Source organism: Chromobacterium sp. ATCC 53434, from assembly GCF_002848345.1.
In the GTDB taxonomy this organism is placed as follows: Bacteria; Pseudomonadota; Gammaproteobacteria; order Burkholderiales; family Chromobacteriaceae; genus Chromobacterium.
The window spans coordinates 596,318-621,957 of sequence record NZ_CP025429.1; the positions used below are offsets into that span (position 1 = coordinate 596,318).

The 25,640-nt window shown below is 67.1% G+C and carries 25 protein-coding genes; 11 read left to right on the forward strand and 14 right to left on the reverse strand.

Annotated elements, in window-relative coordinates; translation table 11 throughout:
- Window positions 1–23: 23 nt before the first annotated feature.
- Entirely contained in the window at window positions 24–857 is an 834-nt protein-coding gene (gene queF / locus CXB49_RS02665; protein WP_101706963.1) for an NADPH-dependent 7-cyano-7-deazaguanine reductase QueF, read from the reverse strand.
- A 45-nt stretch (window positions 858–902) separates the two neighbouring features.
- A complete protein-coding gene (gene murJ, locus CXB49_RS02670; protein ID WP_101706964.1) occupies window positions 903–2,438 on the reverse strand; it encodes a murein biosynthesis integral membrane protein MurJ in 1,536 nt (511 codons plus the stop codon).
- Between the two features lie 131 nt (window positions 2,439–2,569).
- Here murJ and rpsT point away from each other — a divergent pair, with 131 nt between their 5' ends.
- Complete coding sequence (gene rpsT, locus CXB49_RS02675; protein ID WP_101706965.1) at window positions 2,570–2,833, forward strand: 30S ribosomal protein S20; 264 nt, start codon at window positions 2,570–2,572, stop codon at window positions 2,831–2,833.
- A gap of 242 nt (window positions 2,834–3,075) precedes the next feature.
- Entirely contained in the window at window positions 3,076–4,149 is a 1,074-nt protein-coding gene (locus tag CXB49_RS02680) for a phospholipase A (RefSeq protein WP_101706966.1), read from the forward strand.
- Here CXB49_RS02680 and CXB49_RS02685 read toward each other — a convergent pair.
- The 3 genes from CXB49_RS02685 to fabI are packed head-to-tail and all read right to left on the reverse strand — an operon-like array spanning window position 4,146 to window position 7,040.
- Window positions 4,146–5,300 (reverse strand): acetate/propionate family kinase, encoded by a 1,155-nt coding sequence (locus CXB49_RS02685; RefSeq protein WP_101706967.1) that lies wholly within the window; start codon window positions 5,298–5,300, stop codon window positions 4,146–4,148. The two genes, CXB49_RS02680 and CXB49_RS02685, sit on opposite strands and share 4 nt — an antisense overlap.
- Entirely contained in the window at window positions 5,297–6,232 is a 936-nt protein-coding gene (locus CXB49_RS02690; RefSeq protein ID WP_101706968.1) for a phosphate acetyltransferase, read from the reverse strand. Before CXB49_RS02690 ends, CXB49_RS02685 begins: the two co-directional genes overlap by 4 nt.
- A 10-nt stretch (window positions 6,233–6,242) precedes the next feature.
- Window positions 6,243–7,040, reverse strand: coding sequence for an enoyl-ACP reductase FabI (gene fabI, locus CXB49_RS02695; protein ID WP_233492923.1), 798 nt, complete (start codon window positions 7,038–7,040; stop codon window positions 6,243–6,245).
- A 220-nt stretch (window positions 7,041–7,260) separates the two neighbouring features.
- Here fabI and CXB49_RS02700 point away from each other — a divergent pair, with 220 nt between their 5' ends.
- The 6 genes from CXB49_RS02700 to CXB49_RS02725 all read left to right on the forward strand — a co-directional run bounded on the left by CXB49_RS02700 (window position 7,261) and on the right by CXB49_RS02725 (window position 13,513).
- The gene (locus tag CXB49_RS02700; RefSeq protein WP_101706969.1) at window positions 7,261–7,527 is read left to right on the forward strand and encodes an FmdB family zinc ribbon protein; all 267 of its coding nucleotides are present in this window, start codon (window positions 7,261–7,263) and stop codon (window positions 7,525–7,527) included.
- Window positions 7,527–8,204 carry a DUF502 domain-containing protein gene (locus CXB49_RS02705; protein ID WP_101706970.1) on the forward strand — a complete coding sequence of 226 codons (678 nt, stop codon included), beginning with the start codon at window positions 7,527–7,529 and terminating at the stop codon, window positions 8,202–8,204. The genes CXB49_RS02700 and CXB49_RS02705 overlap by 1 nt, the downstream gene beginning before the upstream one ends.
- Before the next feature lie 76 nt (window positions 8,205–8,280).
- Window positions 8,281–10,074, forward strand: coding sequence for an aspartate--tRNA ligase (aspS, locus tag CXB49_RS02710; RefSeq protein ID WP_101706971.1), 1,794 nt, complete (start codon window positions 8,281–8,283; stop codon window positions 10,072–10,074).
- A 293-nt stretch (window positions 10,075–10,367) separates the two neighbouring features.
- The gene (locus CXB49_RS02715; RefSeq protein ID WP_101706972.1) at window positions 10,368–10,982 is read left to right on the forward strand and encodes a peroxiredoxin; all 615 of its coding nucleotides are present in this window, start codon (window positions 10,368–10,370) and stop codon (window positions 10,980–10,982) included.
- Between the two features lie 117 nt (window positions 10,983–11,099).
- On the forward strand, window positions 11,100–12,302 hold the full coding sequence (locus tag CXB49_RS02720; protein WP_158300597.1) for a GGDEF domain-containing protein: 1,203 nt from the start codon (window positions 11,100–11,102) through the stop codon (window positions 12,300–12,302).
- Window positions 12,299–13,513, forward strand: a complete 1,215-nt coding sequence (locus tag CXB49_RS02725) for a diguanylate cyclase (RefSeq protein ID WP_158300598.1) — start codon at window positions 12,299–12,301, stop codon at window positions 13,511–13,513. Before CXB49_RS02720 ends, CXB49_RS02725 begins: the two co-directional genes overlap by 4 nt.
- Here the strand turns inward: CXB49_RS02725 and CXB49_RS02730 are convergent.
- The gene (locus CXB49_RS02730) at window positions 13,510–14,739 is read right to left on the reverse strand and encodes an MFS transporter (protein WP_101706975.1); all 1,230 of its coding nucleotides are present in this window, start codon (window positions 14,737–14,739) and stop codon (window positions 13,510–13,512) included. The two genes, CXB49_RS02725 and CXB49_RS02730, sit on opposite strands and share 4 nt — an antisense overlap.
- A gap of 117 nt (window positions 14,740–14,856) precedes the next feature.
- Window positions 14,857–15,453, reverse strand: coding sequence for an arylesterase (locus CXB49_RS02735; RefSeq protein ID WP_101706976.1), 597 nt, complete (start codon window positions 15,451–15,453; stop codon window positions 14,857–14,859).
- Here CXB49_RS02735 and CXB49_RS02740 point away from each other — a divergent pair.
- Genes CXB49_RS02740 through CXB49_RS02750 form a run of 3 tightly spaced genes read left to right on the forward strand, consistent with a single transcriptional unit; the run spans window position 15,452 to window position 19,212 of the window.
- Window positions 15,452–16,150 carry an ABC transporter ATP-binding protein gene (locus CXB49_RS02740; RefSeq protein ID WP_101706977.1) on the forward strand — a complete coding sequence of 233 codons (699 nt, stop codon included), beginning with the start codon at window positions 15,452–15,454 and terminating at the stop codon, window positions 16,148–16,150. The genes CXB49_RS02735 and CXB49_RS02740 overlap by 2 nt on opposite strands.
- A complete protein-coding gene (locus CXB49_RS02745; RefSeq protein WP_101706978.1) occupies window positions 16,147–18,642 on the forward strand; it encodes an ABC transporter permease in 2,496 nt (831 codons plus the stop codon). Before CXB49_RS02740 ends, CXB49_RS02745 begins: the two co-directional genes overlap by 4 nt.
- Window positions 18,643–18,684: 42 nt before the next feature.
- The gene (locus tag CXB49_RS02750) at window positions 18,685–19,212 is read left to right on the forward strand and encodes a DUF2946 family protein (RefSeq protein WP_233492924.1); all 528 of its coding nucleotides are present in this window, start codon (window positions 18,685–18,687) and stop codon (window positions 19,210–19,212) included.
- Window positions 19,213–19,240: 28 nt separating this feature from the next.
- On the opposite strand, the gene CXB49_RS02755 is transcribed toward CXB49_RS02750, so the two are convergent.
- The 7 genes from CXB49_RS02755 to CXB49_RS02785 form a co-directional block, all read right to left on the reverse strand.
- On the reverse strand, window positions 19,241–20,494 hold the full coding sequence (locus CXB49_RS02755; protein WP_101706979.1) for an MFS transporter: 1,254 nt from the start codon (window positions 20,492–20,494) through the stop codon (window positions 19,241–19,243).
- A 12-nt stretch (window positions 20,495–20,506) separates the two neighbouring features.
- Window positions 20,507–21,199 (reverse strand): FadR/GntR family transcriptional regulator, encoded by a 693-nt coding sequence (locus tag CXB49_RS02760; RefSeq protein WP_101706980.1) that lies wholly within the window; start codon window positions 21,197–21,199, stop codon window positions 20,507–20,509.
- Between the two features lie 78 nt (window positions 21,200–21,277).
- Window positions 21,278–22,807 carry a flagellar filament capping protein FliD gene (gene fliD / locus CXB49_RS02765; RefSeq protein WP_101706981.1) on the reverse strand — a complete coding sequence of 510 codons (1,530 nt, stop codon included), beginning with the start codon at window positions 22,805–22,807 and terminating at the stop codon, window positions 21,278–21,280.
- A gap of 161 nt (window positions 22,808–22,968) precedes the next feature.
- Window positions 22,969–23,226: a hypothetical protein gene (locus tag CXB49_RS02770; protein WP_101706982.1), complete on the reverse strand. Its 258-nt coding sequence runs from the start codon at window positions 23,224–23,226 to the stop codon at window positions 22,969–22,971.
- A 42-nt stretch (window positions 23,227–23,268) separates the two neighbouring features.
- A complete protein-coding gene (modB, locus tag CXB49_RS02775; protein ID WP_101706983.1) occupies window positions 23,269–23,937 on the reverse strand; it encodes a molybdate ABC transporter permease subunit in 669 nt (222 codons plus the stop codon).
- Window positions 23,934–24,662: a molybdate ABC transporter substrate-binding protein gene (gene modA / locus CXB49_RS02780; protein WP_101706984.1), complete on the reverse strand. Its 729-nt coding sequence runs from the start codon at window positions 24,660–24,662 to the stop codon at window positions 23,934–23,936. Before modA ends, modB begins: the two co-directional genes overlap by 4 nt.
- Window positions 24,663–24,809: 147 nt before the next feature.
- On the reverse strand, window positions 24,810–25,448 hold the full coding sequence (locus CXB49_RS02785) for a hypothetical protein (protein ID WP_158300599.1): 639 nt from the start codon (window positions 25,446–25,448) through the stop codon (window positions 24,810–24,812).
- Window positions 25,449–25,640 lie beyond the last annotated feature (192 nt).

The window sequence follows — 25,640 nt, forward strand, 5'->3', positions numbered from 1 at the left end:
GCATCCCTTTTGTTTTGGCGCGCTTACTGCCGCGCCGTGCGCGCATTGTCGACCGGCGCCGTGTCCGCATTGCTGCGCCACGGATTGATGTCCAGGCCGCCGCGGCGGGTGTAGCGGGCGTAGACGGTCAAGGTCTGCGGCGCGCAGGCGCGCAGCACGTCGACGAAGATGCGCTCGACGCATTGCTCGTGGAACTCGTTGTGCTGGCGGAAGCCGATCAGATATCTCAGCAACGCCTCGCGGTCTATCCTGGGCCCGGTGTAGCGGATGGACACGCTGCCCCAGTCCGGCTGGCCGGTGACCAGGCAGTTGGACTTCAATAGATTGCTGCACAGCGTCTCGCTGACGATGGCGGACGGATCGGCTGTCAGCGCTTCCGGGCACGGCGCGTAGTTGTCCACTTCGATATCGATGTCGTCGATATATTCGCCGGCCATCTCGGCGATCCGCTCGGCGGCGAAGGCCTGCGGCAGCGCGATGGCGACCGAGACGTCGGCGCCGGCGGCGGCGGACAGGTCGCGGGCCAGTTGGACGGAGAGGGCGTCGACGCCGTCGATACGCGTCTGGTTATAGCTGTTCAGGTAGAGCTTGAACGACTTGGACTCGATCAGCCGGGGGCTGTCGGCCGGGATGCGGAAGGTGGCGATGCCGACCTGCGGCTTGCCGCGGGCGTTCAGCCAGGACAGCTCGAAACCGGTCCAGATGTCGACACCGGTAAACGGCAGCGCGGACGCGGCCACGCCGATCTCGTCGCGCTTGGTCTGGCGGGCGATCGGGAACAGCAGTTCCGGCGCGTAATGGTCCTGGTACTGGACGGTCTTGCCCAGCGGCGAATGTTCGGGTGTCAGATGGCTCATGCTTGCGACTTTCTGGCCGGTAATGGTGGGATCATGGGCTGGCGCTCAGAGCTCGCGGCGCATGAACTGGCGCGGGCGGAAGCCCTGCGCGAACAAGGCGGCGAAGTAGACCGCGGCGCCGACGCCGACCAGCAGCAGCAGCCATGCCGCGCGCTGCCAGGCGTGGCCGTGCCAGTCTATCGGCAGCCAGTGCTGGCAGGCCAGCAAGGCGGCCGCCATCGCCGCGATGGCGACGATGAGCTTGGCGAGGAAGGCTTTCCAGCCGGCTTCCGGCTGGTAGATGCCGCGCTTTCGCAGCGTGTACAGCAACAGGCCGGCGTTGATGCAGGAGGCCAGGCCGATGGACAGCGCGAGACCGGCGTGCTTCAGCGGAAACACGAAGGCCAGGTTCATCACCTGGGTGGTGATCAGCGTGGTCACCGCGATGCGCACCGGCGTCTTGATGTCCTGGCGCGCGTAGAAGCCCGGCGCCAGCACCTTGACCAGGATCAGGCCGAGCAGGCCGAAGGAGTAGGCGATCACCGCCTGCTGAGACATCAGCGCGTCGTGCGGCGTGAACTTGCCGTACATGAACATGGTGTACAGCAGCGGGCCGGACAGCAGGCCCAGGCCGACGGTGGCCGGCACGGCCAGCAGCAGCGACAGCCGTATGCCCCAGTCCAGAAGCACGCTGAATTCGGCGTCGGACTTGCTGGCGGCGTGCTTGGACAGCGACGGCAGCAGGATGGTGCCGAGCGCGACGCCCAGGACGCCGGACGGGAATTCCATCAGCCGGTCGGCGTAATACATCCACGACACGCTGCCGGTTGGTAGGAAGGAGGCGAAGGTGGAGTTGATCAACAAGGAAATCTGCGCGACCGACACGCCGAAGATCGCCGGCCCCATCTGTTTGATCACCCGCCACACCTCCGGGTCGCGGAAGGCCAGGATGGGCGTGGCCAGCATGCCGATCCGCCTGAGGAACGGCAACTGCCACACCAGCTGGATCAGGCCGCCGACGAACACCGCCCAGGCCATCGCCATGATGGGCGGATGGAAATAGTGGGTGAAGCCCAGCGCGAACACGATGAAGCTGAGGTTCAGGAAGGTCGGAGTGAAGGCCGGGATCGAGAATCTGCCCCAGCTGTTCAGTATGCTGCCGGTCATCGACGACAGCGAGATGAAGAAGATGTACGGGAACGATACCCTGAGGATGTCGGCGAACAGCGCGGCCTTGGCCGGCTCGCGGTAGAAGCCGGGCGCCGAAATCCACATGATGGCCGGCGCGGCCAGCATGCCCAGCGCGGTCACCAGCAGCAGCACCGAGCCGAGCACGCCGGTGACCTTGGCGACGAACTCGCGCGTCTCCTCGTGCGTCCTGTTCTGCTTGTACTCGCCGAGTATCGGCACGAAGGCCTGCGAGAACGCGCCTTCGGCGAACAGCCGGCGCAGCATATTGGGAATCTTGAAGGCGGCGTTGAAGGCGTCGGCGGCCATGCCGGCGCCGAAAATGCGGGCGACCAGGGTGTCGCGCACCAGGCCGAGAACGCGGGATACCATGGTCATGCTGCTGACTGCAGCCAGGGCCTTTAGCAGGTTCATTTGGGTTTGACGGCCAACGCAGGGCGGATTGAGCAAGCCCGCTAGTTTACGCTGGCGGGTTTATTGTTGCAAAACCTGAGTTTAGGGCTTAGAATCGCGGGTTTCAGATTCCGCTATCAGGAGAAAGATTCATGGCTAACAGCGCACAAGCTCGCAAGCGTGCACGCACAGCCCTCAAGCAGCGCGCGCATAACGCCAGCCTGCGTACTGCGTTCCGTACCGCAGTGAAGAAAGTGCTCAAGGCAATCGAAGCCGGCGACAAGGCCGCCGCTCGCGTGGTGTTCCAGGCTTCCGAGAAGATCATCGACCGTATCGCCGACAAGGGCGTGTTCCACAAGAACAAGGCCGCTCGTCACAAGAGCCGTCTGTCCGCTCAGATCAAGGCCATGGCCTGATCTAGTCAGCCCAGGCTGCAAGAATACGCAAAGGCTCCGCATCGCGGGGCCTTTTGTGTTTCCGGCGTCGGCGCCCGCTCTCCCGACGAATGGTTCGGGACGGCAAGTCTTCCATGCGGCCAGTTGCCGCCTAGCCGGCCAGGCATTGAAATCACGAAGTCCCGCGTCTGCCGTCCGGTATCCGACCGGTCCGACCGCGCTGCTTCAGAAGACTTTGAACAGGCTCTTGCCATGGAGAACGAATGAAATCGGTTTTCCTGTTGTTGCCGCTGTCCATCGCGCCGGTCCTGGCGCAGGCGGCGGAAGAGGGGGCGCTGGCGCCGCTGCGCCAGTGCCGCGAGATCGCCGCCGCGGATGCCAGGCTGGCTTGTTTCGACGCCTTGTCGGCCAAGCTGGCCGCCGAGGAGGCGGGGGCCGGGGCGGCGGACGCGCAGACGGCCAAGGCGCTGGTGGCCGAGGCGGCATCGGCCGCGCCGGCCGCCGTCGCCGCGCCGGTTCCTGCACCGTCGACGCCGCTGGCCCAGGATTGGGATCTGGACCGCGACGACAAGCGCGGCACCTTCATACTGCGCGGCTACCGCTCCAATTATGTGCTGCCCGCCTGGTACCAGCATGATCCCAATGCGACGCCCAGCTCGCCCAGCCGCGGAACGACGACGCTGTTCGGCGGCGATCTGCAGCATACCGAGGCCAAGTTCCAGCTGTCGTTCAAGACCAAGGTGTGGGAAAACGTCGGCGGCACGCCGCTGGACGTGTGGGCGGGGTATACCCAGCTGTCGCACTGGCAGGCGTACAACAAGGGCCAGTCGGCGCCGTTCCGCGAGACCGACTACGAGCCGGAGTTGATGGCGACGCTGCCTTTGGGCTGGCATTGGGGCGACTGGCGGCTGCGCATGGCCGGCCTGGGCCTGGTCCATCAGTCCAACGGCCAGTCCGACCCGCTGTCGCGCAGCTGGAACCGGGTGTACGCGATGGCGGCGCTGGAGAACGGCAATCTTACGCTGAGCGCCCGGCTATGGCGGCGCCTGAGCGAAAAGGCCGCCGACGACGACAATCCCGACATTCTCGATTACATGGGCCACGGCGATCTGCGCGCCAGCTATCGCTTGGGCCAGCAGCAGTTCTCGGTGCTGGGGCGGTGGAATCCGTCCACCGGCAAGGGGGCGGCCCAGCTGGACTGGACCTTCCCGCTTGCCGGCCGGCTGCGCGGCTATGTGCAGGCCTTCGACGGCTACGGCGAGAGCCTGATCGACTACAACTACCGCAGCCGCGGCATCGGCATCGGCCTGATGTTGAACGACTGGCTGGGCTTCTAGCTCAGCAAGGCCCCGGCCTGGCGCGCCATCTCGCCCTCCTCGTCGGTGGCCAGCACATAGGCCGGCAGCCGGCTGCCGGCGGTGGTCAGCCGGCGGGCGTGGGCCAGATTGGCCGCGTGGTCCGGCTCGAAACCGAGCCAGGCCAGCTGCTGCAAGACCCGCGCCCTGACCTCGGCCGAGCGTTCGCCGATGCCGGCGGTGAACACCAGGCCGTCCAGGCCGCGCATCGCCGCGGCCAGGCTGGCCGCTTCGCGCGCGACGCGGTAGCAGAACAGCTCCACCGCCTCGCGCGCCGCCGGCAGCTCGCTGGCCAGCAGCTCGCGCATATCGGCCGAGATGCCGGACACGCCGAGCAGGCCGGAGTTCTTGTACAGCTCGCGCCTGACGTCCTTGACCCCCATGCCCTCGTGCTCCTGCCAGTACAGCACCACCTCCGGGTCCAGCGCGCCGGGGCGCGTGCCCATCATCAGCCCGTCCACCGCCGAGAAACCCATGGTGGACGCGACGCTGCGGCCGGATTCGATCGCGCAGGCGCTGGCGCCGCTGCCCAGGTGGCAGACCACCACCTTGCCGTGGGCCAGGCCGATCTCGGGCAGCCGCCGCGCGATCGCGGCGTAGGACAGGCCGTGGAAGCCGTAACGGCGCACGCCCTCGTCGTGCCAGTGGCGGGCGATGCCGAAGCGGGTGGCCACCTCGGGCTGGCCGGCGTGGAAGGCGGTGTCGAAGCAGGCGATCTGCGGCAGCCGCGGATCGAGCCGGGCGAAGGCGTCCATCACTTCCAGACTGACTGGCTGATGCAGCGGCGCCAGCGCGATGTAGTCGTCCAGCGCCGCGCGCACCTCGGCGTCGATGCGCACCGGCTCGCTGAAACGGCTGCCGCCGTGCACCACGCGGTGGACCAGCGCCTGGGTCTGCAGCCCCTGGTCGGCCAGGCCGTTCAGCATCGCCGCCAGCGCGGTGGCGTGCTCGGCGTCGTCCAGGCCGCGTTCGGCCAGCCGCCGGCCCTGGGCGTCGTCCAGCCGCAGTCGGGCGTCGCGGCTGCCGAAGCGATCGACGATGCCGCGCGCCAAGAGCGTGCCGCCGTCGGGCGAGAAGGCGCGGAACTTCAGCGTGGCCGAACCGGCGTTGACGGCCAGCAGGCATTGGCTCATGTCCGGACTCCGGTTTGCCGGCGCTGGTGCGCCAGCAGATTGGCGATGGCGCTGGAGGCCAGGCGGCCGCTGGCGTCGTCGGCGCGGCTGGTCAGCACCATCGGCACCCTGGCGCCCATCACGATGCCGGCCGAGGCGGCGTGGGCGAGGTAGGTCAGCTGCTTGCCCAGCATATTGCCTGCTTCCAGGTCCGGCACCAGCAGGATGTCGGGATCGCCGGCCACCGGCGAGACGATGCCCTTGCTCTCGGCCGCCTCGCGCGAAATGGCGTTGTCGAAGGCCAGCGGGCCGTCGAGGATGGCGCCGGTGATCTGGCCGCGGTCGGCCATCTTGCACAGCGCGGCGGCGTCCAGCGTCGAGCGCATCGACGGATTGATGGTTTCCACCGCCGCCAGGATCGCCACCTTGGGTTGGGCGATGCCGAGCGCGTGGGTCAGGTCTATCGCGTTCTGGCAGATGTCGCGCTTGGTGGTCAGATCGGGCTCGATGTTGACGGCGGCGTCGGTGATGAACAGATAGCGGGGATAGCTTTCCACCTTCATCACCCAGATGTGGCTGATGCGGCGGTCGGTGCGGATGCCGGTCTCGCGCGCCAGCGCCGCGCTCATGAACTCGTCGGTGTGCAGGCTGCCCTTCATCAGGATGTCGGCGTAGCCGTCGCGCGCCAGCTGAACCGCGTGTTCGGCGGCGGCGTGGCTGTGCTCGACGTCTATGCATTCGAAGCGCTTCAGGTCGATTTCCAGCTCGTCGGCCAGCTTCTGCAGCCTGGCCAGCGGCGCCACCAGTATCGGCGTGGCGATGCGGTTGTCGGCGGCCTCGACCGCGCCCAGCAGCGATTCGCGGCTGCACGGGTGGGCCACCGCCATCGGCAGCGCGCCCAGCGCGCGCGCCTGTTGCAGGATGTCGTCGAAGGCGTGTTCGTCGTGGGTCATCTCGCTCTCCTCAGGCCTTGATGTGGTGGCCGCCGTCGACATAGATGGTCTGGCCGGTCAGGCCGCTGGCGGCGTTGGAAATCAGGAAGGCGCAGGCGGTGCCGACCTCCTCGATGTCGACCAGCCGGTTCTGCGGCGCGCGGGCGATGGCGTCCTCGATCAGCTGGTCGAAATGGGCGATGCCGGAGGCGGCGCGCGTCTTCAGCGGGCCGGGCGACACCGCGTGCACGCGTATGCCCTTTGGGCCGAGCTCGTTGGCCAGGTAGCGGCTGACGCTTTCCAGCGCCGCCTTGACCGGACCCATGATGTTGTAGTTTTCCACCACCTTGTCGGCGCCGTAATAGCTCATCGTGATCAGGCTGCCGCCGCGCGTCATCAGCGGCTCGGCCAGCCTGGCCATCTCGATGAAGGAGTAGCACGACACCCGCATCGCCTGCTGGAAGCCGGCTAGCGAACAATCGACGACCCGGCCGTGCAGGTCTTCGACCGGGCAGTAGGCGATAGAGTGGATGATGAAGTCGAGCTGCCCCCACAATCTGCCGATCTCGGCGAACACGTGTTCCAGCTGTCCCGGCGCCTCCACGTCCAGCGGCAGCACCAGCGGCGCCTGCAAAGCTTCGGCCAGCGGCCGCACATGCGGTTCCGCCTTGGCGTTCAGGTAGGTGACCGCGCATTCCGCGCCCAGCTGGCGCAGCACGCTGGCGCAGCCGTAGGCGATGCTGTTCTCGTTGGCGATGCCGACGATCAGTCCCTTCTTGCCGGCGAGGATGTTGCGAATGCTTTCCATCTGACCTTCTTGGTAAACCATTTGGACCTCCGGAGATAGCGTTGCGGAACGGGGCCGCGGACAGCGGTGTAAATTTGTATTGCCGTTTCAGTCGGATATAATGAGGGGTTTGCGAGTCCGGCCACTTGAGTTTGAAACCTGGCGGCCGCATCTGTACAGTCAAGATTGCACGGCGCCGTTTGCGCGTGGTGCAGTGCAGCACGTATTATGCCATCGTGGTCAATTGGCGGGAAATAAAGCTATGCCGATCTATGAATATCGTTGCGGCGCCTGCGGCGTCGCCAAGGAACATCTGCAGAAACTGAGCGACGCTCCGGTGGCCGCCTGTCCGGAGTGCGGCAGCGCCGACTACCGCAAGCAGCTGTCCGCCGCCGGCTTCCAGTTGAAGGGCTCGGGCTGGTACGCGACCGACTTCAAGGGCGGCGCGTCCTCGTCGTCTTCGTCCTCGTCGGGCGACTCCGCTTCTTCCGGCGGCCATAGCTGCGGCACCGGCTGCGGTTGCAACTGATGTCGGTTTCCCCGCAGATCAAGATGACCTTGAAGGGCTATTTGATTGCCGGCCTGCTGATCTGGCTGCCGCTGGCCATCACCCTGTGGGTGCTGAACCTGATCATCGGCTCGCTGGACCAGACGCTGACGCTGCTGCCGCGCGAGCTGCGTCCGGAGGCGCTGTTCGGCGTGCACATCCCCGGCCTCGGCGTGGTGTTCGCCGTGCTGGTGGTGATGGGCACCGGCATGCTGGCCGCCAATGTGCTGGGCCGGCGGCTGGTGGAGTTCTGGCACGGCCTGCTGTCGCGCACGCCGGTGGTCAATTCCATCTACAACAGCGTCAAGCAGGTCAGCGACACCTTGCTGTCCGATTCCGGCAACGCGTTCAAGAACGCGCTCTTGGTGCGCTGGCCGCACCAGAACGCCTGGACCGTCGCCTTCCAGACCGGCACGCCGGCGCAGGACATCCAGCGCCACGCCGAGGACGGCGAGGAACTGGTCAGCGTCTACGTGCCGACGACGCCGAACCCGACCTCGGGCTACTTCATCGTGGTGCCGCGCAGCGACACCCGCCCACTGAACATGAGCGTGGATGAAGCGCTCAAGTACGTCATCTCGATGGGGGTGGTGGTGCCCAATCCGCCGCCGGAGGCGCAACGCCCGCGCCTCAATGACGAACATAATCGGCAGGGCTAGACCGCCACCCTGTCTAGCCCCTAAACGCCTACTCCCGATCCGGGAGCTTCACGAATTCAATAAAAAGGTTTACCTAATGCGTACCGATTACTGCGGACTTATCGACAAGAAATACCTCGGCCAGACCGTGACCGTCAAAGGCTGGGCCCACCGTCGTCGCGACCACGGCGGCGTGATCTTCATCGACCTGCGCGACCGCGAAGGCCTGGTGCAGGTGGTGATCGATCCGGACACCCCGGAAGCGTTCAAGCTGGCCGACAGCAGCCGCGGCGAGTACGTGCTGTCCATCAGCGGAATCGTGCGCGAGCGCCCGGCCGGCACCGCCAACAGCAAGATGATCTCCGGCGAAATCGAGATCCTGGCCAAGGAGATCGAGATCCTGAACGCCGCGGCCACGCCGCCGTTCCAGATCGACGACGAGAACCTGTCGGAAAACGTCCGCCTGACCAACCGCGTGATCGACCTGCGCCGCCCGGCGATGCAGAAGAACCTGCGCCTGCGCTACAAGGTGGCGATGGGCGTGCGCAACCATCTGGACAAGCAGGGCTTCATCGATATCGAAACCCCGATGCTGACCCGCTCGACGCCGGAAGGCGCCCGCGACTACCTGGTGCCGTCCCGCGTGCATCCGGGCGAGTTCTTCGCGCTGCCGCAATCGCCGCAGCTGTTCAAGCAGCTGCTGATGGTGGCCGGCTTCGACCGCTACTACCAGATAACCAAGTGTTTCCGCGACGAAGACCTGCGCGCCGACCGCCAACCTGAATTCACCCAGATCGATATCGAGACCTCGTTCCTGAACGAGGACCAGATCATGGACATCACCGAGACCATGACCCGTGAGATCTTCAGCGACGTGCTGGACGTGACGCTGCCGACCTTCCCGCGCATGACCTACGGCGACGCCATGTTCTACTACGGTTCCGACAAGCCGGACATGCGCGTTTCGCTGAAATTCACCGAACTGACCGACGTGATGAAGTCGGAAGAGTTCAAGGTGTTCCGCGGCGCCGCCGACATGGCGAACGGCCGCGTCGTCGCGCTGCGCGTGCCGAACGGCGCGTCGTTCAGCCGCAAGGAAATCGACGATTATACCCAGTTCGTCGCCATCTACGGCGCCAAGGGCCTGGCCTACATCAAGGTCAACGACGTGACCAAGCTGAACGAAGAGGGCCTGCAGTCCCCGATCGTCAAGTTCCTGTCCGCCGACGGCCTGAAGGCAATCATCGAGCGCACCGGCGCGCAGAACGGCGACATCGTCTTCTTTGGCGCCGACAAGGCCAAGGTGGTCAACGAGGCGATCGGCGCGCTGCGCATCAAGATCGGCCACGAGCACGGCCTGGACAGCGGCTACTTCGTCAAGGAATGGCGCCCGCTGTGGGTGGTGGACTTCCCGATGTTCGAACACGACGAGGAAGCCGACCGCTGGACCGCCTGCCACCATCCGTTCACCAGCCCGAAGCCGGGCCACGAGGACCTGATGGAGACCAATCCGGGCGCCTGCCTGGCCCGCGCCTACGACATGGTGCTGAACGGCTGGGAAATCGGCGGCGGCTCGATCCGTATCCACCGCGCCGAGATCCAGGAGAAGGTGTTCGGCGCGCTGAAGATCAGCCCGGACGAGCAGCAGAACAAGTTCGGCTTCCTCTTGGACAACCTGAAGTTCGGCGCGCCGCCGCACGGCGGCCTGGCCTTCGGCCTGGACCGTCTGGTGACGCTGATGTGCGGCGCGGAATCGATCCGCGACGTGATCGCCTTCCCGAAGACCCAGCGCGCCCAGTGCCTGCTGACCAACGCGCCGAACGCGGTCGACGACAAGCAGCTGCGCGAGCTGAACCTGCGCCTGCGCCAGAAGGCCGAGCCCAGCGCCTGATCGTTGTGGATCGCCTGAAAGAAACGGACAGCTCGCTGTCCGTTTTTTTTGCGCGGATGTCGCTGGCGGCGCATCCGCTTGAAACTTCGGCGTTTCATCCCCATCTTCATCGGCAGTCCCCGCTTGACCGGGGCGGGTCCCGGGCTTCGCTATTGCAAAACTTTATCGCAACGATATCGATTTACAATTTGCCGGGTCCGGACGCAGTGCTTTATAAAGCTCCGCAATCCACGGCGTTTTCCGATGCCCGATCAGGGAAGCGTTGTCATATCAAGACCTTTAAGGAGATCCAAATGGCCGTACTCGTTGGCAAGCAAGCCCCGTTCTTCGCTGGTGAAAAGACTTTCTCCGCCGTGCTGGGCAATGGCGAGATCGTAGACAACTACTCCTTCAAGCAAGCCACTGCCGGCAAGTACGCCGTGGTGTTCTTCTACCCGCTGGACTTCACCTTCGTCTGCCCGTCCGAACTGATCGCTTTCGACCACCGTCTGGAAGAGTTCAAGAAGCGCAACGTTGAAGTGATCGGCGTGTCGATCGACAGCCAGTTCTCCCACGCTGCATGGCGCAACACCCCGGTGGACAAGGGCGGCATCGGCCAAGTCGGCTACACCCTGGTCGCCGACATTCAGCACGAACTGTGCAAGTCCTACGACGTCGAAGCCGACGGCGGCGTCGCTTTCCGCGGCTCCTTCCTGATCGACCGTTCCGGCGTGGTGCAGCACCAGGTTGTCAACAACCTGCCGCTGGGCCGCAACATCGACGAAATGATCCGCATGGTCGACGCGCTGCAGTTCACCGAAGAGCACGGTGAAGTGTGCCCGGCCGGCTGGAACAAGGGCAAGAAGGGCATGAAGCCGTCCGCCGAAGGCGTGGCTTCCTACCTGTCCGAGAACGCCCAGCAGCTGTAATCCGCCCGCGCGGATCGCCGCTGTAAGCACCCCGCCCGCTTCGCGCCGGCGGGGTGTTGTTTTATCTGCCGCGCCCTATAAAGAACAGACGGTTAAGCCAGGCGTAAGGGGTGGGGGGTGCATACGAGTAGATGGTGGATGGTGGAGCGGGAGTCCCGGCTGCTGGTGATGCGGGCCACCGGCGAATGCCTGCCCTATGCCTTTCCCGGCGTGCTGGTGCTGATGATATTGCAATGGGGCCATGCGCCGTCGGCGGGGCTGTTGTGCTGGGGGCTGCTGATCTACCTGCTGTTGGCGCTGGAGTCCCTGATCACCCTGCTGGCCCGCCGCTGCGGCGATGACGACGATGGCCGCATCGACATCCTGTATCGCGCCTTCGTGCTCTGCTTGCTGGCGACGGGTCTGGGCTGGGGCAGTTCGGCCTGGCTGATGATGCGCGACGGCGATCTCACCTACGCTCTGGTGCTGATGTTGTGGATGCTGGCGATCAGCTCCGTGCAGGGGGCCTTGCTGGTCGGGCGGCGCGGCCTGTTCTACCTGTTCGAGGGCGTGCTGTGGCTGTTGCTGCTGTCGCGGCTGTTCGCGTCCAGCGACAGCCTGCTGCACTGGGTCGGCGGATCGACGCTGCTGTTCATCGGCGTGCTCACCCAATATACCGCCAAGCTGCATCGCTTTCTGGCGGAGTCGATCAAGGGCCGCGTCGACAAGCAGCTGTTGTCGCGGCGGCTGAGCGAGGAAAGCGCCAAGCTGGACGACTGGAACGCTCAGCTGGAAACGCAGAACGCCGAGTTGGACGCCACCTTGTTGAGGATACGGGAGCTGGCGGTGCGCGATCCGCTGACCGGCGTGTTCAATATGCGGGCGCTGATGTCGGAGCTGGAAGGCTTGCGGCAGCGCGCCGAGCAGCAGGGCGCGCCGTTCGCCCTGTCCATCATCGACCTCGATTATTTCAAGCGCATCAACGATCAATGCGGCCATCCGACCGGCGACGAGGTGTTGCAGCAGCTGTGCCGGATAATCGATGCGACGCTGAGGCCGGGCGAGGTGTTCGGCCGCTACGGCGGCGAGGAGTTTCTGCTGGTGGCGTCGGACTGCAGCGGACGCGAGCATTTCCAGCGGATGAACACGCTGTGCGCCGCGATCGCCGGTTTCGACTGGACGCCGGTGACCGGTTCGCTGCCGGTGACGATATCCTGCGGCGTGGCCAGCTGGCGCCCGGGCACCGATCTGAAGCTGATATTGCAGCGGGCGGACCAGGCGCTGTATCAGGCCAAGGCGCAGGGGCGCAACCGGGTATGCCCGGAAACGGAGGCGGCATGAGCTGGCTGGCGCGCGAACCCATCGTCTTCGGCCGCCAGGAAGCCGAGCTGGCGCGGGAGACGGTGGCGATGCTGAGGCAGTCGGTCAGGGACGCCTTCATCGTCATTCCCTTTTTCGCGTATCTGATGTATCCGCATGTGCCGTGGCAGCGCGGCCTGGTCTGGACCTTGTGCTTCCTGGCCGAGGAGTTGTGGCTGGGCAGACTGTGCGCGCGTTTCGGCCGCGAGGTGCTGCCGGTGATGGAGACCTGGGGCCGCTATCTGGAAGTGCGCGACATTCTGCTGGCGAGCAGCATGGCGTGGCCGACCATCATGTGGCTGATGCTGCCGGATCAGGAGGGACCGTACCGCATGGTGGTCCTGCTGTGGTTGGTGGGCGCGTTCGCGCTGGCCTGTTTGCTGCTGGCGCCGTGCCAGGACCTGTTGCGCGGCTATATCGTCGGTTACTGGGCCTATCCCTTGTACCGGCTGTACCACGAGGGTGGCAACCTGTACCTGGCCATTCTGATCGGCAGCGTCATCTATATGCTGGTGCAGTGGGAGTTCCTGCAGAACTTCCACCGTCAGTTGCAGGATACCGCCGAGCTCAGCGAGCGCAACGAGGGCATGCTGGCCTCGGTTAAGGCCTTGCATCGCGAGAGCATGGCCAAGAAAACCTTGCTCGAGCAAAAGCAGCGGCAGCTGCAAAGCGCGCTGGGGCAAATGAAGAAGCTGGCGGAAAGCGACTCGCTGACCGGTTGCTACAATCAGCGCGCGCTGCGCGAGCGGCTGGACCGCTGCGCGGAGGATAGTCTAGCCAGCGGACGCGGCTGGGCGCTGGCCATGCTGGACCTGGACCACTTCAAGAAGGTGAACGACACTTTCGGCCATCAGGTCGGGGACAGCCTGCTGTGCCAGACGGCGCGGCTGATCGAGAGCCGCCTGCCGGACGGTGCCGTGTTGGCGCGTTACGGCGGCGAGGAGTTCGCGGTGTTGCTGCCGGAGCGGGACGGCTTCGAATTGCTGAGCCTGATGGAGGAGATCCGGGCCTTGCTCGACGCCTCCCGCCTGGAGGGCCTGTCGGAGGGGTGGGTGCAGACCATGTCGGTCGGCGTGGCCGGCTGCCTGCCGGGCGATCCGGTGCGGCAATGCCTGAAACGCGCCGACGTGGCCCTGTACCAGGCCAAGGAGGGCGGCCGCAACCGGGTCTGTCTGGCCGCCGACGAAGGCTAGCGCGCCGGCTGCGTCGGCGTCAGCATGGTCTTCAAGGCGCCGTGCTGAATGGCCACGGCCAAGCAGGCGGCCAGCGCGCACAGCCACCACAGCGCCGCGCCGCCCAGGCGGCCGTACAGCGCGGTGCCCAGCGCCGGCGCCACCAGCGTGCGGCCGTTCCAGGCGGCGTTGTACAGGCCCAGATAGCTGCCGCGCAGCCGGCCTTCCGAACGGTGCATCACCAGCTGGGCGTAGCAGGGCGACAGTAGCAGCTCGCCCAGGGTCAGCGTCGCCATCATCAGCACCGCCGACGGGATGCCATATCCTGTGTTCAGCCACAAGAAGGAACAGCCGGTCAGCAACGCGCCCAGCTGCGTGCTGCGCGCCAGGCCCCAGCGCAGGATGCGGCGGCTGACCGGTATCTGCAGCGCGACCACCATCAGGCCGTTCAGCGTGAACAGATAGCCGATCCATTGCGGCCCCAGTTGGTAGCGCTCGCGCAGGAACAGCGCCAGCGTCACGTACATCTGGTCGAAGGCCAGGGTGACCAGGATCAAGGCGGCGATGCTGCGCAGAAAACTGAGGTCGCGCCAGGGGCCGGCCAGCGAGCCGTCGTCGCCGGACCGGCGTCGCTGCGGCCGGGTGTCCTCCAGTCGCCGGCTGTAGGACCAGGCCATCCAGGCCGCGCCCAGCAGCGTGCCGGCGGCGTTGGCGGCGTAGATCCACTGGTAGCCGTAGACGGCGAGGAAGCCGCTGGTGACGCCGGCGATGGCCACGCCCAGGTTGAACGCCACCCGCATCATGCCCTGGGCCACCGGCCGCTGCCGCGCGGTGCAGGGTTCCAGCGCCAGCCGCTGGTTGATCGGCCGGAAGCCGCCGTCGGCGATGCCGGACAGCACCAGCAACGGCATGAACAGCGCGACCGGCAGCCGCAGCGCCAGCAGCAGCATGCACAGGCCGGACAGCGACAACGCCGCCACCGCCAGCGCGCGGCTGTCGAAACGGTCGCTGAGGCTGCCGCCCTTCAGCGAGCCGGCCAGCATGCCGGCGCCGTAGAAAGCCATCAGCATGCCGATCTGCTGGTAAGGCAGATGGTAGCTCTCGCGCAGGTATAGCGGCAGGAACAGCTTCGAGATGCCGCCGACATTGTTGATGAAGCTGCACAGCACCTGGATGTAGACGCTGGGTGGCAGTCCGCGATAGGGATGGGACAGGCGCCGGAACAGGGGGGCGAGGTTTGCTGACATGGCTGAATGGACAGTGCGGCGTTCCGGCGGCGCTGCGCTCGGACGCCGATGGCGGTATGATTATGCGACCGGGGTATTCTTCTATCCCGCACCCGATGCGTCAAATAAATTGTTCGATTATTTCACTGGCAGTTTCGCCTTGACCGTGCGCATCATGGTGTCCTGCTTCTCGGCGCGCGGATGCAGCCCGTCGGGCTGGAAGGCCGACAGGTCGCCGGCGAAGCCCTGCACCAGCAGCGGCACGTAGGGCAGGCGGTTGGCGCGGGCGAGATCGTCGTAGACGGCGCGGAACTCGGCGCCGTAACGGGGGCCATAGTTGGGTGGCAGCGCCATGCCCACCAGCAGCACCGTGATCCGGCGCGCGCGGGCCAGGTCGACCATGTGCTGCAGGTTGCGGCGCATTTCGACCATCGGCAGGCCGCGCAGGCCGTCGTTGGCGCCCAGTTCCAGCACCAGCACGTCGGGCTTGTGGCGGGCCAGCGCGTCGGGCAGCCGCGCGAGGCCGCCGGCGCTGGTCTCGCCGGACTGGCTGGCGTTGACCACGCGGTGGCGCGGCGCCAGATCGCGCGCGAGCAGCGCCACCCAGCCCTGGTTCGGCGCCAGGCCGTAGCCGGCCGACAGGCTGTCGCCGAACACCAGGATGGTGGCGGCGCAGGCGGGCAGCTGCCACAGCAGCAACAAGGGGACGAGCATTTTGCAGACGATAGAGCGCATGAACGATCCAGTGAAGAAGGCGGCGGTGCTGGCCGCCAGCGAGTTGGCGAAACAAGTCCATTTCCGCGGCGATGTGCTGCACATTCTGCGCAGCGCCTCGCTGACGCTATATCCCGGCGAAAGCGTCGCCATCGTCGGGACTTCCGGTTCGGGCAAGTCGACGCTGCTGTCGCTGCTGGCCGGCCTCGACCATCCCAGCGACGGCGAGGTGGCGTTGTTCGGCAAGCCGCTGTCGCGGCTCAGCGAGGACGCGCGCGCGCTGTTGCGGCGGGACCGCGTCGGCTTCGTGTTCCAGAATTTCCAGCTGCTGCCGCAATTGACCGCGCTGGAAAACGTCATGCTGCCATTGGAGCTGGCCGGGCGCAACGATGCGCGCGAGGCGGCGGAGCAGATGCTGGCGCGCGTCGGCCTGGCCGCGCGTCTCGGCCATTATCCGCGCCACCTGTCAGGCGGCGAACAGCAGCGGGTGGCGCTGGCGCGCGCCTTCGTCATCCATCCGGGATTGTTGTTCGCCGACGAACCCACCGGCAATCTCGACCCGCACACCGGCCGGCAGATCATAGATCTGCTGTTCCAACTGAACGCAGAGCAGCGCACGGCCCTGGTGCTGGTTACCCACGACAATGAACTGGCCAGCCGCTGCGACGCCATCTACCGACTGGTCGACGGCAAGCTGAACGGAGCGCGCGCCGGATGACGCTGACCGGACGGTTGACCCTGGTGCTGCGCTTCATCCGCCGCGAGCTGGTGTCCGGGGAGCTGACGATACTCGGCCTGGCCCTGCTGGTGGCGGTGGCGGCGATGAGCAGCGTGGCCTTTTTTTCCGACCGGGTGGAAAAGGCGCTGACCACCCAGGCCACCCAGCTGCTGGCCGCCGACCTGGTGCTCAGCGGCAACGAGCCGGCGCCGGAGGCGATACGCGCCGAGGCGCGTCGCCGCGGCCTGGCGATGGCCGACAACATCACCTTCCCGTCGATGGTGTTTGCCGGCGGCCAGGCGACGCTGGCGCAATACAAGGCGGTCAGCGCCGGCTATCCGTTGCGGGGCGAGACCTCGGCGCGCTTGGCCGACGGCAGCGAGCCCAGCGGCCGCTTGCAGCCGGCGCCGGGCAGCGCCTGGGCCGACGCGCGGCTGATCAGCCGGCTCAAGTTGAAGCTCGGCGACAGCATCAGCGTCGGCGACATCAGCCTGAAGCTGAGCGGCGTCATCCTGCGCGAGCCGGACGGCAGCATGGACATCTACAATTTCGTGCCGCGGCTGATGTTCAACAGCGCCGATTTGCCGGCCACCGGTCTGGTGCAGCAGGGCAGCCGCATACGCTGGCGGCTGCTGTTCGCCGGCGAGGACCGGCAGCTGGCCGATTTCCGCAGCTGGCTGAGCCGGCACAAGCCGCCAGGCGCCAGGCTGGAAAACGTCGAGGAGATGCGGCCGGAGATCCGCACCGGCCTGGAGCGGGCGCGGCGCTTCCTCGGGCTGTCGGCGATGCTGACGGTGGCGCTGGCGGCGTCGGCGGTGGCGCTGGTGGTCAGGCGCTATCTGCAGCGCCACTGGCAGCAGGTGGCGGTGTTGCGTTGCCTGGGCCTGGGTTCCGGCGAGGTATGGGGCCTGTTCGTCAGCCTGTTCCTGCTGCTGGGCCTGCTGGCCGGCCTGTTCGGCACGCTGGCCGGCTTCGGCGTGCAGCTGGGCCTGATGCGGCTGTTCAGCGGCTACGTCGGCGAGATGCTGCCCGATCCGGGCGCGCTGCCGTGGCTGATCGGCCCGCTGGCGGCCTTGCTGCTGCTGGCCGGGCTGGCGCTGCCGCCGTTGATGGGCATACGCGACGTGTCGCCGGCGGCGGTGCTGCGCAACGAGCTGCCGCCGACGCGCCAGGGCGTGATCGCGCCGGTGCTGGCGCTGGCGACGCTGCTGGGACTGGCGTCGTGGCAGGTCGGCGAGTTCTCGCTGGCCGGTTGGCTGCTGCTGGCGATGCTGGCCTTTCTCGCCGTGTCCGGGGCCTTGGCGCTGGGCCTGGTGTGGGCGCTGCGGCGGCTGCCGCGCGGCGGCCGGGTCGGCTGGCGCTTCGGCATCGCCAATCTGGCGCGGCGGCGTTGGCTGGCGGTGCTGCAGATCGCCTCGCTGTCGGTCGGGCTGATGGCGTTGTTGACGCTGACCGTGGTGCGCGACGATCTGATCGGCGCCTGGCAGCGCAGCGTGCCGGCCGACGCGCCGAACAAATTCGTCATCAATATCCAGGCCGGCCAGCTGGACGCCTTCCGCGACGCGTTCGCGGCCCAGGGGCGGCCGGTGCCCGAACTGGCGCCGATGGCGCGGGCGCGGCTGATCGCGATCAACGAGCAGCCGGTGCGGCCGGCCGCTTACGACAGCGAGCAGGCGCGGCGGCTGGCCGAGCGCGAATTCAACCTGTCCTGGCGCGCCGATCTGCCGCCGGGCAACCAGGTGGTGGCGGGCCGTTGGTGGGACGAGGGCAAGCGGGTGAAGCCGCAGTTCTCGGTCGAGCGCGGCCTGGCCGACAAGCTGGGCATACGGCTGGGCGACACGCTGGCCTTCGACCTGGCCGGCACCACCTACCGCGCGAAGGTCAGCAGCCTGCGCGAGGTGCCGTGGGACAGCTTCCGCGTCAACTTCTTCGTCATCGGCACGCCGGGCCAGTTTCGCCAGCAGCCGGCCAGCTGGATCACCAGCTTCCGGCTGGAGCCGGCCGACGAGGCCTTCGCCAACGGGCTGGTCGAGCGTTTCCCCAATCTGACGGTGATCGACGTCGGCAGCATCCTGGCCGAGGTCAGGGCGATGGTCGACAAGCTGACGCGCGGCATCGAGGCGATGTTTCTGCTGGCGCTGGCGGCCGGCGTGCTGGTGTTGTGGGCGTCGCTGACCGCGACGCGGGACGAGAGGCTGGCCGATGTCGGCCTGATGCGGGCGCTGGGCGCCTCGACCCGCCAGGTGCGCAGCGTGGTGCTGGCCGAGCTGGTGTGGCTGGGCGCGGTGTCCGGCTTGCTGGCGGCGCTGGGGGCGATGGGCATAGGCGTGCTGGCGTCGGTGAAACTGTTTTCCTTGCCGGTGCTGCTGAACGGGTGGCTGCTACCGCTGGGCATGGCCGGCGGCGTGCTGGTGGTGACGCTGGCCGGCTGGCCGCTGGTGGGCAAGGTGACGCGGACGCCGCCGCTGACGGTGCTGAGGGCGGTTTCCTAGCCGCTCGATAAGGAATAAGCGGGGCACACCCGCGGGAGAAAAATGCAGATGGACGCGATGGTGTTGGCCGCGATGGCCAAATGGCCGAATGTGCCGGCGGTGTTCGGCTGGCTCAGGCTGGACGCGCGCGGGCAGTGGTGGATCAAGGACCAGCGGCTGCGCCACGAGGCGATGGCCGATTTCTTCAATCGCAACTACAGCCGCGACGGCCAGGGCCGCTGCTATGTGCAGAACGGGCCGCAGAAGGTGTATGTCGAACTGGACGCGGTGCCGCTGGCGGCGCGGCGCACGCCCGGCGGCTGGCGTACGCTGCCCTGCGACGACGGCGCCGCGCCGCGCGCCGCCTGGCTGACGCCGGACGGCATGCTGCTGCTGGAGATCGGCGGCGAACTGGCGGCGCTGGACGACCGCGATCTGCCGGCCCTGCTCGAGGAGGCGCTGCCGGGGTGGGACGGCGACATGGCGGCCTTGCCGCCGGCGCTGCGGCTGGACGAGGCCGCCTTGCCGCTGGTCTGCGAGACGCTGCCGGCGCTGCTGGCGCGTTACGGCATCGTCGCCCGTCCCAGATGAACGAAGCCCGCCGGTCGGCGGGCTGAAGTCAGACGGGCTGGGCCTGGACGCCGACCAGCCGTTTGCGGCCGGCCAGCATGCCGATGCAGAAGGCGGTGGCGGCGATCAGGCAGAACAGTATCGCCAGCGGCCAGGCGGCGTGGCTGTGGCCGCGGATCAGGCCGACGGCGAACGGGCCCATGGACGCCAGCATATAGCCTATGCCCTGCGCCATGCCGGACAGGCTGGCCGCCACGTGCTGGTCGGCCGAGCGGTGGGCCAGCAGGCTCAGCGCGGTGCTGAACAGGCCGCCCTGGCCGAAGCCGAGCAGCGCCGCCCAGATGATCAGCCCATCGGTCGGCGCGTACAGCATGCCCAACAGGCCGGCGATCACCATCAGCAGCGTGGCGGCGATGGGCGGCCGCTGGTCGCGGCAGCGATGGGCCAGCATCGGCACCAGCAGCGACGCCGGCACCTGCACCATCGTCGACAGCGACAGCATCAGCCCGCCCTGCATCGGCGTCAGGCCGCGGTCCATCAATATCGACGGCAGCCAGCCGAACACGATGTAGGCCAGCGACGATTGCAGGCCCATGAACAGCGTCACCTGCCAGGCCAGCGGGTCGCGCAGCAGACCTTCCACCCGCCAGCGGCCCTGGGCAGCGGCGTGGCGGGTGGCCAGCTGCGGCCACCAGACCGCCAGCGCCAGCACCGCAGGCAGCGCCCACAGCGCCAGCGCCGGACGCCAGTCGTGGCCGAAGGCTTCCGCCGTCGGCACCGTCAGGCCGGCGGCCAGCGCCGCGCCCAGGCACAGTGCCATCGTGTACACGCCGGTCATCAGGCCGGCGCGGCTGGCGAAGTCCCGCTTGACGATGCCGGGCAGCAGCACGCCGATCACGCCTATGGCGGCGCCGGCCAGCGCCGAACCGGCGAACAGGCCGAACTGGCCCAGCTGGGTGCGCAGCAGGATGCCGGCGGCCAGCGCCAGCAGCACCACGGCGATGGTCTTTTCGCTGCCGAGGCGGCGCGCCAGTCGCGGCGCCAGCGGTCCGAAGATGCCCAGGCAGGCCACCGGCAGCGTGGTCAGCAGGCCGGCCAGCGCCGGACTCAGGCCGACGTCGCGGCTGACCATGGACAGCACCGGCGCCAGGCTGGACAGCGCCGGGCGCAGATTCAGGCCGACCAGCACCAGGCCCAGCAGCAACAGCAGCGTGCGGGCGCGGCCGCCGGTCAGCGAGGCGGCCGGGGTCTCGTCGTCGATCAATAGTTCGTCGGCTATCGGCTTGGACCGATTTTCTTCCATCGTGCTTCCTTCTTATCGTTGCGTGTCCAGCAAGCGGGCCAGCATGGCCAGCAGCGGACGGGTAATCGCGGCGGCGGCGGCGCCGGCCTCGTCGGGACGGCGCGTGCGTATCGCGTCGAAGATGGCGGCGTGGGCCGCGAAGTCCGGATCGGGCAGGGCCTCGTCGCGTATCGAGTCCTGCACGCTTTGGCGCACCGCGTGCGAAAAGTAGCGGTACAGGCTGGACAGCGCCTGATTGCCGCAGGCGTCGGCGATCGCGACATGGAAGGCCAGGTCGCGCTCGGCGTAGCTTTCCGGCGTCTCGTCGGCCGGCGGGCGGCCGAGGCGGTCCAGCGCCGCGGCGATGCGCGCGAGCTCGGCGTCGCCGGCGCGCTCGGCGGCCAGCCGGGCCGCGCTTTCCTCCAGCAGGCAGCGCACTTCCAGATGCTCGCGCAGGCTGGCGCGGCTGATCGCGCGCATCGCCTCGCCGGGATTGACGACGGCGCGCACATAGGTGCCGTCGCCCTGGCGCACTTCCAGCAAGCCGGCGTACAGCAGCACGCGCACCGCCTCGCGGACGGTGTTGCGGCTGATGCCCAGCTCCTCGGCCAGTTCCGGCTCGGTCGGCATGCGGCTACCGACCGGCCAGCGTCCGTCGGCCAGTTGGGCACCCAGGCTTTCCAGCGCGATGTCGACCAGCGAGCGTTTCGCGGCGGCGGGATTCATCGTTCGACTCCGAAACATCCAATCATCCGATGAATTTTACCGGCAAACGCCGGGAAGGGCAAAAAACAGGAAAATGGTTCAGGCGGTGGCGGAGAAACCGGTGCTGGACAGCCCGAGGCCCTGGCCGACCAGGAGCGCGTTCAACGCGTAAGGCGCGCCGATCGAGTAGACCAGCGCGTACATCGCGAGGCCACTGATCTGCTGGGCCGACAGCAGGCTGTTGCCGGACGGGTAGCTGAGCAGGTTCTGCAGATTGAACGGAAAGGTGTTGGGCGTATCGGGCGTGTTGATCACCAGTTGCTGGTTGCGCTGCTGCGCCTGCAGCGCGCGGGTCTCGTTGATCAGCGAGCCGCTGCCCTGCGAGGTGTAGCTGTTGGCCAGCGCGTTCAGCGACTGGGCCGCCGTGTACAGCAGGTTGGCCGTGCCGCTGGAGTCGCTGTTGTATGCCGCTTGCAGCGAATTGACGTTCAGGTTCAGCGTGCCGCCCAGCCCGTACTGCGCCGGACTCTGATAGCTGAGGCCGACCTGGCTCAACATGGTCAGCAGCGAACTGCCGTTGCTGTAGCTGTTTTCCGCCTGCTGGTTCAGCATCTGCGGCAGCATGGCGGCGATCGGGTCGTTGCCGGGCTGCACCTGGTTGCCGAGCAGGCTGTTGATCGATCCCTGGGCGGTGTTGAAGGCGCTGGCCAGCGACTGGGCGTTGCTGTTCAGCAGACCGAAGTCTATGTTGACGGCGATGGTGCTGCTGCCGGTCGCCAGCAGATTGGCCGACACGCCGCTGCCCAGCTGGATGCCCGAGTTGACGGCGCTGGAGCCGGACGCGCCGTTGACGGTGTAGCTGGCGTTCAGCGCCGCCTGGGTCTGGGTCAGGTTCTGGCCGCTGCCGACCGCCTGCGTCTGGTCGAAAGCCAGCCGCGACAGGCCGCTCTGATCGGTGTTGTTGCCGTCGTTGTCGCTGACGGTGATCTTGAAATTGTTGCTGGCGCCGGTGCTGGCCTGGCTGATCTGCAATTGATAGGCGCCGGATGAATTCTGCACCACATTGGCGACGACGCCGGCGCCGGCGCCGTTGATCGCGCTGGCGATGCCGGACAGCGTGCCGTTGCTGATGCTGATGGTCACCGGCGTGTCGTTGGCGGTGAAGCTGCTGGCCGAGGTGGAGCTGGTGTAGGCGTAGCTGCCGGTGGTGATGGTCAGGCTGCCGGTGCCGACCGAGGTGCTGCCGCTATCGGGCAGCGTGAAGCTGGTGGCGGCGCTCTGGGCCTGCGCCAGTTGCGACACCGACAATTGGTAGCTGGCGGTCTGCGCGCCGCTCGAGGTGCTGACGCTGGCCACCGCCGGATTGCTGCTGGTGGCGGTGCCGCCGCCGTACTGGTTGGACGGCGAGTAGATCTGCTGCAGGCTGCTCTGGAAGGTGCCGAGTATGGACATCAGCTGGCCGAGATTGGACAGCTCCACCTGGATCGGGTCGGTCGGCGTCGCGCTGGAGGCGCTGGAAGCGCTGCCGGTGGAGCCCAGCAGCAATCCGCTGGACAACAAACTGCTCAAGTTCGGCAGCAAGCTGTCGAAAGACGAAAGACTGGAGTTGTATCCGGACAGCGAGTTCATTGCCAACACTCACAAGCCACATCTTGTTCAAGTGTAGTTCAGGCAATGACAGTCATGGCTTGTTCAGCGTTTTTTCCGCGCTGAATTGTGTATTTGTGTGTGGATTTTGGCGTTGGCGCGACAAGGCATGGCGCCTGGCGCCATGCCGTCGGAGCGGGCGTTTATTTCGCCGCCGCGTCCTTCACGCATTTCTTGGTGAAGCTCTGCTTGGCGGCGCCGGCCAGCTTCTTCTCGGCGGCCTTGGCGTCGCAGCTGGCCTGGACCGCGGCGACGGCGTCCTTCTCGCATTTCTTCAGGAAGCTTTGCTTGGCGGCGCCGGCCAGTTTCTTCTCGGCGGCCTTGGCGTCGCAGGCGGCGTCGGCCAGCGCCAGATTGGCGCTGAACAGCGCGAGTACGGCGAGCAGCAGCGATTTACGCATGGTTGGGTTTCTCCGGTGGTGAGCCCGCGAACGGGCGGAAAGCTATTCGTTCTTTCTGGCGTTCAGCCAGTAAACGGTGGTCAGCGCCGCCAGTGAAAACAGCAGCAGCAGCAGCGCCAGCCGGTGGGCGGCGCCGTAGTTGGCCTGCTCCACCTGATTGTACAGCGCGATCGAGATCACCCGGGTCTCGCCGTCGATATTGCCGCCTATCATCAGCACCACGCCGAATTCGCCGACGGTGTGGGCGAATCCGAGGCAGGCCGCGCTGAGCACGCCGCTGCGGCAGGACGGCAGGATCACGTGGCGCATCCGCTGCCAGCGATTGGCGCCCAGCAGCCGCGCGCTTTCCAGTTCCTCCTGCCGCACCGCGCGGAAGCTGGCCAACAGCGGCTGCAGCACGAAGGGCAGCGAGTACAGCACCGAGGCGATCACCACCCCCTGGAAGGTGAAGGCGAGGCTGGGCAGGCCCAGTGACGCGGTCAGCTTTCCCAGCGGGCCGTGCGGGCCGAAGGCCAGCAGCAGGTAGAAGCCGAGCACCGTCGGCGGCAGCACCAGCGGCAGCATCGCCGCCGCCTCGGCCAGCGGCCGCAACCGCGAGCGGCTGCGCGCCAGCCACCAGGCGGCCGGTACGCACAGCGACAGCAGCAGCAGCGTGCTGACGCCGGCCAGCCGCAGGGTCAGCGCGATCGCGCTCCAGTCCTCCGAACTCACGGCTTGAAGCGATAACCGGCCTGGGCCATCAGCGCGCGCGCCTGCTCGCCCTTCAGGAAGGCCATCAGCGCGGTCGCGGCCGGCGTCGGCTTGATCTGCAGCGCGTCCTGGCGTATCGGCTGATGCAGTTTTTCCGGTACCAGCCAATAGTGGTCGCGTATGCCTTGCTCCAGCAATTGCGAATAGGCGACGAAGGCGAAGTCGGCGCCGCCGGCCTCGGCGAACTGCATCGTCTGGCCGATATTGTCGCCGGTCAGCAGCTTGGGCTTGACCGCCGCCTCCAGCTTCAGGGCGCCCAGCGTTTCCATCGCGGCGCGGCCGTAAGGCGCGGTGGCCGGATTGGCGACCGCCAGCTTGGCGAAATCGCCCTTGCGCAAGGTCGCCTCGCCGGCGTCGCCGCGTTTCTTGCTCCACAGCGCCAGCTGGCCGTAGGCATAGGTGAACTGGCTGCCAGGCTGGCCGACGCCGGCTTTCGCCAGCTCGGTCGGCCTCTCGTCGTCGGCGGACAGGAAGACGTCGAACGGCGCGCCCTGGCGGATCTGCGCCGCCAGCTTGCCGGAGGCGCCGGCGCTGGCCTTGATGTCGTGGCCGGTCGAGGCCTTGAACGCCACGGCGATCTTGTCCAGCGTCTGCTGGAAATTGCTGGCCACCGCGACCGAGACGGTATCGGCCAGCGCCAGCGAGGGCAGGGTCAGGCAGAGCAGGGCAAGGTTCAAGCGTCGCATGCGGCAGGTCTCCAGAATGATGGTGGTGGCATTATGCGACCAAAATCACGATGCCCGCGATGGCCTGGGTCAAATTTTGTCGCCGGCGGCCGCATCGAACGGAGGCGCAATCGGACAAGGGCTGGAGATTGCGGCAAAATGCCTGGGCTAGCCTGCGGCCAGCGTGTCGTCGGCGTACTGCAGCAGTTGCTGCCAATCGCAGACCAGCAGGTCCTGCCAGCCGTCGCCGCCGGGCGCGTCCAGCTGAGGCCGGGGTCCCCGCAGATTGACGCCGCCGGCCAGCAGGCGGCCATCCAGAGAGTCCTCCAGCTGGACGATGCTGGAAACCTGTTCCAGATAGGCGCCGATGCCGCGGGTCAGCGGTTCGAGCTCGACGGCGGACCGCCCCGGCCTCAGCGGCAGCGGAGAGGTGTCGCCGCTGTTGCCGCGCAGCACCAGCCGCAGTCGCGCGATCGCCGGACCGGCCTCTTCGGCCTGGGGCATCGCGGGCAGCCAGCCGCGCAGCAGCGCCTGCAGGCGCAGGTTGAGACTGTTGCCGGGGGAGGTGGAGCTCAGCAGCCAGCGGCCGTCGCGGTTGCGTTCCAGCAGCCACAGCGGCTCCAGCAGCAGGGCGCGGTAGGCGCCAGGCAATTGCGTCGGCGCGGCGCAGAGGAATTGCCGGTTGTGCCGTCCCTGACGGAACGCTTGTTGCGGCGCGCCGTAGCCGGGGCGCTGGCTGAGCCGGGCTACCCGGCACAGCTCGCCCCATGCCACCAGCGCGCATCCAAGATTAAAGAACGGTTTCATCGTCGTCGGCCATGATCGGGTGCGGCGCTCCGGACGAAGATCCGGATGCGGCGGGTTTGATCGGGGAATATAACGGAAACATAGGCAAAAGCCGGCGCGCTATTGTTGATATGGAGCAACTTATAGGGAATGCGGCCAGTGTGGCCTGGCATGTCGTACAGGCGGCTTGCTGGTATGATTCCGCCTTTGCCG